Raw genomic sequence first — 11,932 nt, forward strand, 5'->3', positions numbered from 1 at the left:
ACTGGCTCCAGCAAGTGCGAGCGAGGGAGGGCCCGATGTCCATCACCCAGGAGCCGCTGCCCGCCCCGGCCGGGGCCCACGACGGGCAGGCTGCGCGGCTGCACGAGGGGAACGGGTACGAGAATCCGTTCTCCGAGGCCTTGACGGGAGCGGAGCCGGTGGGCAGCGTCGGGCTGCTGCCGTGGACCGAGAGCCTTACCCCGTTCGCCGAGCGTGCCGGCGCCGGCGGCCCGGCGGGAGGAGCGGACGCCCTCTACGCCGAGGCGCTCGAGGGGTTCCGCGACGAGGCCTTCGCGGAGGCAGTCGCCGACCTCGTGGCCGAGACCGCCGAGGCCGTGGACGAGCGCTTCGAGGGCGAGGCCCCGGGCTACGGCACGGAGCGGGAGCGGATCGGGGACGCGCACCTCGCGCCTCTGGGCCTCGAGGCGGAGCGCTACCTCGGCCGGCTCGAGGAGCGCCTCTCCCTCACGGATGCGGCGTCCCTGAGCGAGGAGCAGTTCGATGCCCTCCTGGACGGCATGGACACGGCAGGGGAGGTCCTGACCCCGGCGGGCGAGGAGTTCCTCGGCAGCCTGGTCCGCAAGGCCAAGAAGGCGGTGAAGTTCGTCGCGAAGGCCGCCAGGAAGGTCGCGGGGACCGTGGCGGGCCCGCTGCTGCGGGGCGTCCTGGCCAGGCTCAAGGGCCTTGTGCGCCCTTTGCTCCAGCGGGTGCTGTCCTTCGCGATCGGCCGCCTCCCCGCGCCGCTCCAGCCGGCGGCCCGCGCGCTCGCGTCCCGGATCAGGTTCGAGGCCGAGTCCCTCGCGGAGTCCGAGTGGGAGGCGGAGTGGGAGGCGGAGGCCTCCGCGGACACGGCGGGCCTCGCGCTCGCGCCGGCGCTGCCCACGGACCCGGAGCTGCTCGCGGAGTCGTTCGACGCCGTTGCCGCCGAGGCGCTCGCGGAGGCGGCCGGCGCTGCTTCCGCGGGCCAGGCGGCGGTCCGGGACCTCGCGCTGGGCGAGGAGCCCGAGGCCTTCGCGGGCCAGGAGGGGCTCCGTCCGGACGAGGGCCGCGAGCTCGAGGCCCTTGCCGCCGCCCGCGCCGAGCTGATCGACCGGATAGCCGCAGCGGGCGAGGACGAGGACCTCGCGCCCGCGGTCGAGGAGTTCGTCCCGGCCCTCCTCGCCGCCCTGCGCGTGGGCATCCGGCTCGTGGGCCGTCCGCGCGTGGTGGGCTTCCTCGCCAAGTACGTCGCGCAGCTGATCGGCCGGTGGACGGGCCCCCAGCTGGCAGGGCCGCTCTCCAACGCGGTGGTCGACGCCGGCCTGCGGCTCCTGCAGCTCGAGTCGCCGTCCGAGGAGTCCGAGTGGGAGGCCGCGCCGACCGTCCTCGCGGCGACGGTGGAGGACACCGTGCGCCGCCTGGCGGAGGCCGAGGACTACACCCTGGACAACGAGGACCTCCTCCAGCTCGCCGTCGCGGAGGCGTTCGAGCAAGCGGTCGCAACGAACTTCCCCTCGGCGCTGGTCCGGCCTGGGCTCCAGCAGGCACCCACGCTCGGCGGAAGCTTCATCACGCGCCGGGCCCGCTCGGCGCACCCCTTCCGCCGCTACACGCGCATCCCCGAGGTGGAGGTGACGCCCCAGGTGGCCGAGGCCGTCCGCACGTTCGGCGGCGCGACCCTCGCCGCGGCCCTCCGCTCCGCGGGGTTTCAGCTCCCGCTGCGGGCCCGGGTGCACATCTACGAGGCCGTGACGGGAACCACCCTGCCGCGCATCGCCGCGCGGGACCGCGGCCCCGCCCGCTCGGGCGGCGGCCCCCGCCGGGCGTGGCGGCGCATGCACCCGCTCACGCCCCAGGCTGCCGGGCTGCTCCTGCGCGAGCCCCGGCTCGGCGTGGCCGCCCCGGCCGCGTTCCTGCAGTCGCGGGGCCGCGTGGCCGCCGGGCAGCGCTTCTACGTGCTCGAGCCCCTCGGCGCCGCGGCCGCGGCCAGGCCGCTCGCAGGCGCCGCGGCGCGGCCGAGCCAGCCGCGCGTCGTCGTCGACCTCCCCCAGGCGAGGATCGACGTCGTCGTGCACCTGGCCGACGCCGACGCGCAGGGGATCGCCGCCGCCGTGCGCCAGGGCGCGGGCACGCCGGCGCTGCTGCAGGCCCTCTCGCGCGCGTTCCGGGGGCTCGACTTCAGCCGCCCCGGCCGCGGGGTCGTGCTCCGCAGGGAGGCGGTGGAGGGCGAGGAGCTCTCGCCCGCCGGGATCGTGGGCCAGGTGGCGCCGAGCGTGCTCGGGGCGCTGCGCCGGCGAGTGCGCCAGTGGTACCTGGCCCAGCTGGCGCAGTGGGCGCGGACGCGGGCGGAGGAGTTCGCCCGGGCGGCCGCGCAGGGCAGGGGGGTGACAGTGCGGGTCGAGCTCACCGCGGTGCCGGGCCTGGCCCTCGTGCACGACGCCGTCAACGGTCGCCTGGGCGTGTCCGGCCTGAGGAAGGCCATGGACGGCTCGGCGTTCAGCGGCGCGCCGCAGGCGAGGGTCACCGTGGTCCCGGGGAGCCCCCTGCCATGACGGCGCTGGCTGCCCCGCGCGAGCGCCTCGTCGCCGCGGACCTCCAGCGGCAGAGCGCGCACTGGCTCTCCGCCGCCGCGACGTTCGAGGACGCCGAGGAGTTCGCCTCCGCCCAGGCCTGGGCAGCGGTCGAGGCGCAGACCGGCCTCCCGCTGCGGCGCCAGCTCGGCACCGCGGCGCGCGAGCTCGTGGGCCTCGGCCGCGACGCGCACAGGCTCGCGACGGCGGCACGCACCGACCCGTCCCGGCTCACCGCCGCGGCCAGGTCCGTCCAGGTGTTCCGGCGCCGGTACACGCAGGTCGAGACCACGCTCGAGTTCTTCGGGGACGCGGTCAGCTCGCGCAGCTCCCAGGGCCTGCGCTCCACACTGCGGCTGCTGGACGGGATGGCCGTGCAGAGCATGTCCGCCGTGCTCGTCCCTGCGGGGATCCCCGTGCCGCCCGTCCTCTGCTACGTGGACAAGGGGCTCGGGGCGTCCATCCTGCGGGCAGGCATCCGGCTGTGGAACCCCGGGACCGTGAACCCGGTCGCGGCCATCAAGATCGTGCGGCACAACCTCTACCGGCCCACCTCCCTGTTCCACGAGACCGGCCACCAGGTAGCGCATCTGGCCCTGTGGACCGGGAGCGTGCGGGAAGCGATCGCGAGGGTGCTCGCGGGCGAGCCCGAGCTCGCCCGGATGTGGGAGCCCTGGGCCTCCGAGATCGCCGCGGACGTCTTCGCGTTCCTGCACACCGGCTACGCGTCCGTTGCGGCGCTGTACGACGTGGTCGGGGATGCGCGGACCATCCTGCGGTGGCCGCTCGGCGACCCGCATCCGGTGGGCTGGCTCCGGACCAGGCTGGGCTGCGCCCTGTGCCGGGCCGCCGGGTGGGGGGCCGGGCCGTGGGACGCGCTGGAGGAGGCCATGCTGGCCGCCCATCCCGCCGCGGCCGCAGACCCTTCGGTGCGGGCCCTGCTCGAGCGCTCGGCCGGCTGGCTGCCGGCGCTCGCGAGCGCGTGCCTCGCCGCCCCGGTGCCCGCGTTCGGCGGCCGGGCCATGGCCGCGGTGCTCGATCCCGCGCGCGTCTCGCCCCGGGCGCTGGCAGACCTCGAGCGGTCCGCTGGGGCCGGAGCCTGGTCCTCTCCGCACTGGCGGCGCACCGAGGGCATCCGCCTCGTGGCACTCGCGGGCCTGCGGGAGGCCGAGGACCCGGACGGTGCGCCCGCGTGGATCGAGCGGGCGCGGACATGGATGAGCGCGGCCGTCCCGGCCGCGGGGTGAACGGGCTGACGAGGGAACTCGGCGGGCACGCTGGACGGCGGGCCGCAACTGAGGAGGAGGAGTGATGGTCGCGAGGAAGCAGCCGGGCGGACCGTCCGGCGAGGACAAGGACGAGGACAAGGGCGCGGGCACAGCCAGCGGGTCCGGCCGCTCCGCCGGGGCATCTCGGGCAGCGGAGGAGCACGCGGATGAGACCCACGCCCTGGCCCTGCACGTGCAGGACCTGCAGGCGGAGAACGAGGACCTCCGGCGGCGGCTCGACGGGCTCACCGAGTCCGTCGGCGCGGCACTCGGGTTCGACCAGATCGGCCGGGGGCTCTCGAGCATCGTGAGCGAGCTCGAGCCCCTGCGCTACCTCATGCCGCCACGCAACGGGAGGCCCCTCCCGCGACGCACCATCGAGGCGCTCTTCCGGCTGAGGGCCTCCCTCGAGCGGCACGAGTGGACTGATGTCGGCTCGCTCGGAATCGTCGAGCCGGACGTGGGCTTCATCGGCCAGGCCAGACCGGACCGGGACAAGAACGCCCTGTAGCGCGAAGGAGAGCGAGACCATGATCCAGCAACTCGTCCGGCGGCTCACCGGCGGCGGCGTGACGCAGCAGCAGGCCGCGGAGAGGGTCCTCACGGCGGACCCGATGGACCTCATCCTGCACATGGAACAGGTGTGGGACGCCGCGAACCTCTGGCAGGACCCCGTGGGCCCGGCCGGCGCGGCCCGCCGTTCCCTCATCCAGCTCGGCGCGTTCAGCGGTGACGCCCCCACGGCCAGCCCGGCCTGGGACCACCTCGGATACTCGTTCGTGCTCGAGAACACGCGGGCCCTCCAGATCATCCGCCGCGTGGTCCGCGAGTTCCGCTCCGGCGAGGGGCTCGGCGTCCCCTCGATCGCCACGATGCGCTGGCTCGACGCGACCGAGGCCCTCGTCTTCGCCGCGCCCAGCCTGCTCTCGGCCTGGCTCTCCACCTCCGCCGTCCGCCCGGACCCGGAGGCCGTGCGCCGCAACGCGTACTGGCGCCTCTTCGGCATGGACCTCGCCTTCGGCGCGGACGACAACCGGCCCTTCGTCTTCGACAAGGCCGTGGCCTCGAACGCCTCGTTCGTGCCCCTCTTCGAGGAGCTCCTGTTCGAGCTGTGGCAGGCCATGTCCAACCTGCGCAACACGTCCGGGGCGAACCAGGCCGACGACGACCGCATCTTCCGGATCGCCGAGCAGCTCGGCTACGTGCTGCGCGTGCGCCGGCAGAAGGCCCTCCTGGCCCGCGAGGAGCTCGCCGCCGCGACGGCCCTCGGCTGGGTCGAGCTGACCCTCAGCGCGAACACGCCCGTCGTCGTCGACCTCCGCGCCGAGGCCACGAGCGCCGGCGACCGGCTCCGCCTCATCGGCGAGCGCGTGGGCCTGGCCCCGCACAGCCGCTCGAGCGCGTTCCTCTCCATGGCCTCGGACCTCTCCCTGCTCCTGCGCACCCTCGAGGCCGGCTACGTCACCGGGCCGGAACTCGCCTGGCTGCTCTACGCGGACCAGTCGCCGGCCGCGCCGCCCCTCCCGCCCGGCGCCGCCCCGCTCGGGGCCGAGAGCCGCCGCGTCATCACCGAGTGGTCCGCCGCGACCGGCAAGGACCTCAAGCGGATGGCGCGCTCGGCCCGGGTGGAGCTCGACTCCCGGCAGCCCGTCCTCACGCGCTGAGGAGGCCGCCATGTCCGCGGACGCGTTCACGCTGGGCCTGGACCCGTGGGGCTTCGAGTCCCCGTTCGGTTCCGAGTCCCCCTTCGGAGCCGGGTCCCCCTTGCCCCTCGCCGCCGGCGCTGCACCGGCAGCCGCCGAGGCCCCGTGGGCGGAGCCCGAGCAGGAGTCCGGCGGCGGGGTCGCGTTCCCCTCCGGCGCGGTCCTGATGCGCGCCTCCGGCGCCACGGGCCGCGACCAGGAGCACTGGGACCCCAACGGCGCCGGCCTGCCCCTGCTCGACACCGGCCCGGCCGTCCGCCGGACCAGGCTCTCGGCGAACTTCACCGTGGGCGAGCTCGCGAGCAGCGGCGGCCGCGCCTCGGACGTCGCGCGCATCTCCCCGGAGCTCGTCCGCGTCCTCCAGGCCATCCGGGACCGCGCGGGCAAGCCCGTGCGCATCACCTCCGGCTACCGGTCCTGGGCCCGCAACAAGGCCCTCTACCGGGGCTACGGCAAGAAGCCCACGCTCAGCCGGCACTGCTCGGGGCAGGCCGTGGACATCACGGTGCCGGGGCTCAGCGGCGCCCAGATCGCCAGGCTCGCGATCGACGCCGCCGGCGGCGAGCTCGCCATCGGCCTCGGGAAGGGGTTCGCGCACATCGACGTGCGTGGGGCGTGGACGGTGTGGTCGTACGGCGGTGTCCCTGCCGCCGTGGTCCGCGAGGTGCGCGCGTACCGGGACGCACGACGGCGAGGGGCGGCACCCGCGTCCGTCCCGCCATCGCGCCTCCCGTCCCCGCCGGGGCAGGGGCCTTCGGGTGCGTCCGGGCGGCCCGCCACGCCCGGTCGGACCGCCGGCGGACGGCTCGAGGCGGCGCGCGTCCCGCTGCTCGCCGCGCACCGGGGAGCCGGCCCGGACCTGGTGATGCGCTGGAACGGGATGCAGGACCCGGCGGCGATCGACGTCGTCGTGCACCTCCACGGGTACGCCTCCGCGGCGGCGGGCATGCGCCTTCCGCGGGACAAGGAGCGGATCAGCGGACTCGACTTCTCCGACCCCGCAGGCCGCGAGCCGGGCGGGCGGACGCGGCCCACGCTCGCGCTCCTGCCGCGCGGGAAGTCCACGCCGAGCACGGCGCGCGCCGACAGGTTCACCTTCCCCGCGCTCACCCGGCCGGGGGCGCTCAAGGAGCTCGTGCGGGACGGGCTCGCGCGGTTCGCGGCGCACACGGGCATCAGCGCGCCGCTCGGGCGGCTCATCCTCACCGCGCACTCGGGCGGCGGCGCTCCGCTACTGGCCATCCTCGGGCAGCTGGACCCGGGGGAGGTGGACGAGGTCCACGTCTTCGACGCGCTCTACCAGCCAGCCGGGGCGCTCGCCGCGTGGGTCCGCGCCCGGACAGCACGCGAGATCTCATCGCCCTCGGCCGTGCCGCCGGCCATGCGCGTCCTCTTCATCCCGGGCGGGCCCCGGAGCACGGCGCCGGCGAGCGCAGCGCTCGCGAAGCAGGTCTGCGCCGCGCTGTCCGCACCGGGAGGGGCACGGCTCAGGCCGCGGTTCCGGGTCGAGTCCACGCCCGTGGGGCACAACGACATCCCGAGGGTGTTCGGCTGGCGGCTCCTCGCCGACCCTGCGGCGGACCTCCCGCGCGCCGCGCGGGTCCCGTGCAGCGGCGGGCCGGCCCGGTCCGGGGAGGAGCAGATGGAGGCGCCGTGGGCCATCGCCGAGTCCGAGGGGGCCGAGGCTGGCATCGCCGAGTCCGAGGGGGCCGAGACGGGCGTGGCCGAGTCCGAGGGGGCCGAGTTCGAGGGGGAGCAGATGGAGACCTGGCTGGAGACCGCAGAGGCCTGGGAGGCCGGGGAGGACCTCGGGCACGAGTCCTGGGAAGCCGGCGAGGCTGGGGAGGAAGCCCTCGAGGGCGAGTCGTGGGAGGCAGACGAGGCCGATCTCGGAGAGGTCTGGGAGACCGACGAGGCGAGCGGATTCGAGGCCCTCGGCGAGCCCTGGGAGGCCGGCGAGGCCAGTCAGGCCGGTGGGGTATGGGGAGCCCGCGGACCCTGGTCCGAGGGCGCGTGGTCTGAGGGCGAGTCCTGGGAACGGGAAGGCGAGCCTCCAGAGTCCGAGGGGTACGAGCCGGAGGGCGTCGAGCCGCGATCGTCCGACGCGTTCGAGGACGGACCGTCTGAGGCGGGAGGCTTCGAGCCGGAGCAGGTCGAGCTCGGGCCGTTCGCGACTGAGGGACCCGAGGGCGAGGGACTTGAGGGCGAGGAGTCCGAGAGCGAGGGACTTGAGGGCGAGGGGTTCGAGGACGGGGAGTCCGAGGCGTTCGCGGTCGAGGCGGCGGAACAGGAATGGCTCGAGGCAGAGCTGGCCGAATCGGAGACGTTCCCCTCCGGAGCCACCCTCCAGCGCGCCCCGGGCGCCACCGGCCGCGGCCAGGAGCACTGGGACCCCCACGCCACCGGCCTGCCGCTCCTGGCCACGGGAGCGTCGGTGCGCCCTGTCCGGCTCTCACGGCACTTCACGGTGGGCGAGCTCGTGACGAGCGGGGGCAGGGCGGCGGACGTCGCCCGGATCTCCCCGGACCTCGTCCGGCTCCTGCAGGCGATTCGGGACAGGGCGGGCAGGCCCGTGCGCATCGGCTCCGGGTACCGCTCATGGGCCCGGAACAAGGCCGTGTACGAGGCCCGCGGGAAGAAGCCGACCCTCAGCCGGCACTGCTCGGGCCAGGCCGCGGACATCACCATCCGCGGGCTCAGCGGCACGGAGATCGCGAAGCTCGCGATCGACGTCGGCGGCACGGGCCTCGGTCTAGGGATCGGGAACACGTTCGCGCATGTGGACGTGCGGGGAACGTGGGCGCTGTGGACCTACATGGGCGGGACACCGGGGCGCCAGGCCATGCGGGCCGTGGAGGAGCACCGGCGTGCCCACGGGGCCGGCCAGAGGCCCGCGCCCGCACCCGGCCCCGCACCCGGTCCCGCGCCCGCACCCGGCCCCGCACCGGCACCAAGCCCCGCACCGCCGCCGTCCCAGCGTCCCGCGCCGTCACCCGGCCCGGGCCCCGCCCAGGTGACGAGGACGCCGGACCGGGCTGCCGGCGTCGTGCGCCAGAGCAGGTTCGCGGCGTGCACCGGCAGGACCCAGCCGGGGGCGCGGGCGCTCGCGGACCAGTGGCGGCGCCTGACAGGGCGCAGGGCGGGGACGTACAACTGCCGGGCGATCGCCGGGACGGGCGGAAAGCCGTCCATCCACGGGGAGGGGCGCGCCATCGACGCCTACGCGCGGGCCGACGACCCCGCGCAGCGTGCCCAGACCGAGGCGTACGTCGCGTGGCTGATCGCGAACGCGGTGGAACTGCAGGTGGGCTACATCATCTGGAACCGGAGGCAGTGGAGCTGGCCGCGGAGGAGCCTCGGCTGGCGGCCGTACAACGGGAAGAGCCCGCACACGGACCACGCGCACATCGAGCTGTCCTGGGAGGGCGCCCTCCATCCGAGCCCGCTGTTCGGGGGCCCGGTGCCCGGGGTCTAGCCCTTCCGGTGGCGGCCGTGGTGGGCAGGCAGGTGCCCTTCCTTCTCGTAGGGGTCCTCGGTCACCTCGACCGGCTGGCCCTCGCGCAGGACTGCCCTGCCCGAGCCGGGGCCCGGTATCTGGGCCGCGGCGAGGTTCGGCATTGCCGGGTCACGCCCCATCGAGTGGGTCGGCGACCCCGACCAGTGCAGCCTCTCAGTGCTGGGCGACCGCCAGAACCGCCACATTCGCATCTCCATCGCCTCCTCGGAGGAAGTACTACCCATTGTCACTCCGATCGGGCCGGGTGTCTCGGGCCGGAGGGCCGGGGGGAGGCGGGATGCGGCCGGCTCAGGCGGAGAGGATCAGGCCGCGCACGTACGCGGCCTGGCCCACGTGCTGGGTCGCGTCATTGAGGACGCTGACCAGCCGCACAGCCGCCGTGACGTGCGGGGTCCACCTCCGGTCCACGATGCGGCCCCAGTCCTCGGGGCCCAGCCCGCCTATCACCCGGAGGACCCGCGCATGCACCGCCTCGTGGTAGCCGCGCAGGAGCTCGGGGTCGGGCTGGTGGAACGCCGAGACGTCCTCTGGCCGGTGGCCATAGCCGGTCGCGCCGAGCGGGTAGGGGAGGCCGAAGCGGTCGGTCCACTCGGGCCAGAGCTGGCCGGGCGGGACCTCATGATCGCCGGCAGCAGGCGGTTCGGCACCGGCGAGCACGCCGGCCAGGGAGGCGATGTGGTCGTCCTCGATGCGCGTCAGGTGCCACACGAGCCACGCCACGGAATTCGCGCGCGGCCCGGGCTTGTGCGCGAGCTGGGCGGGCGTGAGCCCCAGCAGCACGTGCTCCACCTCCTCCCGGACCCGTTCGAACCCGTCCTCGAGAATCCGGACCGCCCACTCCTGCTGCATGCTCCAACAACACCGCACCGCGCGGCCCCTGTCGAGGCCCCCGGGATCCCGCTCAGTCCGATTCCGGGCCCCGCAGGATCCTTCCGGCTCCGAGCGAGCCACAGCCCCTGACCCGGGCCCCTCCCGTTTGCTCGTGCTCGTGATGGCGGAATCAAGGTCCGGAGGCCGGCGTGTCACAGCCGACACGCCGCTGTACGGCGTCCATAACGAGCACGAGCGCACCGCCCTTCACCCCATCCTGTGGCCCAGCCGCCACGCGACGAGCATGGCCTCGACGTCCCGGACGATCCGCTGCGGGTCCCTCCAGACGGTCTCAGGCGGGTACCGCAGCGTGGGGTACCCGCGCAGCAGGGCCTCATTCATCCGCCTCCGGTCGTTGACGAACGCTGGCCTGCGGCCGTGGAACTCATGCCCGTCGATCTCCACGATGACCACGCCCTCGATCAGGAAGTCCACGCGCCCTACACCGGGAATCTCGGCCTGGCACAGCACGGTCCAGCCCTGCGCTTCGAAGAGCAGCCGCGCTTCGACCTCCGGCTGCGAGTCGCCGATGCGCTTGACCAGCAGGAGCGCCCGCCGCGCCGGGCCCAGACGGTTCGCTCCGACAAGCTCGGCGAGCATCTCCAGGCGGACGCGTCCGGCTCGGACCGCGGACTCCACCATCGCCACGGAGTCGTAGGGCTCGAGGCAGCCGAGCGCGTGCAGGAGCGTGTCCTCCACGGATGCGATCGGGAGCATGTCATGGCTGGGGAACCGCGTTCCCCGGTGCCCCACGAAGCCCGCGGTCCTCGCATGGTTCACTGCAAGGTGCCGACGCGGGGGTGCCTCGCGGATCCAGAGGCCATGGAACTGGGCAGCAGAGCCGCAGGTGAGGAGTCCGTTCCGGGTGAGTGCGAACAGGTAGTCCTGGTCGCAGCCGGTGATCGCGACGATCCCGCGCGCTGGCCGGTATCCGGTCTTGGCGAGGACGGCCACGTCCCGGTTCGTGTAGCCCGCCTTCAGGAGCGTCCCCGTCCGGGCAACTCCGCCGAGCGTCCGCAGATAGTCCAAAGGTTCCATGCCGCCAGCCCAGCCCACGCGGCGGCCGCGTGGGGCACCGCTCGGCCTCCATGTGGACGACACTCCGAATCTGTTGGGTGTTGAGGAGCTTTGGCCCGTCCGGTCTGTCAGCTCCAGCTCGTTTTGATCCCGGACACGCTCTCGGATCCGCGTGCCACGCCGCTGCCGCGCAGGCCGGGCAGCCAAAACGAGCACGAGCTGACGGCGCACCTCCCCAACCCCCTCCAGCCCAGCACCTGATCCAGCACCCCACCCGGCCCCGCAGCCCCCGATAGAGTGGCGGCATGGCTATCATCGGCATCGGCGTGGACGTCGTGGACATTGCCCGGTTCGAGCGCCAGCTCGAGCGCACCCCGGGGCTGCGCGAGCGGCTCTTCGTCCCCGCGGAGCGTGATCTGCACGCCCGCTCCCTTGCAGCCCGCTTCGCCGCCAAGGAGGCGGTCGCGAAGGTCCTCGGCGCCCCCGCGGGCATGAACTGGCAGGACTGCTGGATCGGCCTGAGCTCTTCCGGCCCCGTGATCCAGGTGACCGGGACCGTCCTCGCCGTCGCCGACGCCCGCGGCGTGAAGCGCTGGCACCTGAGCATGAGCCACGACGGCGGCATCGCGACCGCCATGGTCGTCGCCGAGGACTAGCGCGCAGCCGGCTCCGGCGCCCGCAGGGTGAGCGGATCGGCCAGGTTCGCGGGCACGCGCACGACGCCGCGTTCCCCGCCCGCGCGCCCCTCCGCACCGGCCGCTTCGCCCGTCTGCGCGAGGGCCGCCGCGCTCCGGAGCGAAGCGGTCGCCGCAACGACTGCAGCCCCGGCTCCTCCAGCCCGTGGCGACGCAGCCACTCGCACCGGAGCGCCGGACCCAGCGGGGGAGAAGGCTGCCGCCCCCGCCGCGACGCCGGCCGCCTGGCCAACGCCGGCCGTGATCGCCGGGCCTTCGGCCGCCCGCCCAGCAGGGGAAAGGTCCGCCCCGCGAGCAGCGGGCGAAAGCGCCG

Annotated in this window: 9 protein-coding genes; 6 read left to right on the forward strand and 3 right to left on the reverse strand. The window is 74.9% G+C overall.

The features are described 5' to 3' along the window. Positions 1-35 precede the first annotated feature (35 nt). The 5 genes from ABCQ75_RS06860 (at position 36) to ABCQ75_RS06880 (ending at position 8,995) form a co-directional block, all read left to right on the forward strand. Positions 36-2,531 carry a hypothetical protein gene (locus ABCQ75_RS06860; protein ID WP_345884168.1) on the forward strand — a complete coding sequence of 832 codons (2,496 nt, stop codon included), beginning with the start codon at positions 36-38 and terminating at the stop codon, positions 2,529-2,531. Continuing rightward, positions 2,528-3,796, forward strand: a complete 1,269-nt coding sequence (locus ABCQ75_RS06865; protein ID WP_345884170.1) for a hypothetical protein — start codon at positions 2,528-2,530, stop codon at positions 3,794-3,796. Before ABCQ75_RS06860 ends, ABCQ75_RS06865 begins: the two co-directional genes overlap by 4 nt. A gap of 64 nt (positions 3,797-3,860) precedes the next feature. Beyond that, complete coding sequence (locus ABCQ75_RS06870; RefSeq protein WP_345884172.1) at positions 3,861-4,328, forward strand: hypothetical protein; 468 nt, start codon at positions 3,861-3,863, stop codon at positions 4,326-4,328. Positions 4,329-4,347: 19 nt separating this feature from the next. Then, positions 4,348-5,481: a hypothetical protein gene (locus tag ABCQ75_RS06875; RefSeq protein WP_345884173.1), complete on the forward strand. Its 1,134-nt coding sequence runs from the start codon at positions 4,348-4,350 to the stop codon at positions 5,479-5,481. 10 nt (positions 5,482-5,491) lie between these two features. Further along, complete coding sequence (locus ABCQ75_RS06880; protein WP_345884175.1) at positions 5,492-8,995, forward strand: D-Ala-D-Ala carboxypeptidase family metallohydrolase; 3,504 nt, start codon at positions 5,492-5,494, stop codon at positions 8,993-8,995. Here the strand turns inward: ABCQ75_RS06880 and ABCQ75_RS06885 are convergent. The 3 genes from ABCQ75_RS06885 to ABCQ75_RS06895 form a co-directional block, all read right to left on the reverse strand. After that, on the reverse strand, positions 8,992-9,261 hold the full coding sequence (locus tag ABCQ75_RS06885; protein ID WP_345884177.1) for a hypothetical protein: 270 nt from the start codon (positions 9,259-9,261) through the stop codon (positions 8,992-8,994). The genes ABCQ75_RS06880 and ABCQ75_RS06885 overlap by 4 nt on opposite strands. Positions 9,262-9,325: 64 nt before the next feature. Continuing rightward, the gene (locus ABCQ75_RS06890) at positions 9,326-9,886 is read right to left on the reverse strand and encodes a mycothiol transferase (protein WP_345884179.1); all 561 of its coding nucleotides are present in this window, start codon (positions 9,884-9,886) and stop codon (positions 9,326-9,328) included. 228 nt (positions 9,887-10,114) lie between these two features. Next, the gene (locus ABCQ75_RS06895) at positions 10,115-10,945 is read right to left on the reverse strand and encodes a hypothetical protein (RefSeq protein WP_345884181.1); all 831 of its coding nucleotides are present in this window, start codon (positions 10,943-10,945) and stop codon (positions 10,115-10,117) included. Positions 10,946-11,229: 284 nt separating this feature from the next. On the opposite strand from ABCQ75_RS06895, the gene ABCQ75_RS06900 reads away from it, so the two are divergent. Further along, positions 11,230-11,580, forward strand: a complete 351-nt coding sequence (locus ABCQ75_RS06900; protein ID WP_345884183.1) for a holo-ACP synthase — start codon at positions 11,230-11,232, stop codon at positions 11,578-11,580. Positions 11,581-11,932: the final 352 nt, after the last annotated feature.

Source organism: Sinomonas halotolerans, from assembly GCF_039615075.1.
Lineage (GTDB): Bacteria > Actinomycetota > Actinomycetes > Actinomycetales > Micrococcaceae > Sinomonas > Sinomonas halotolerans.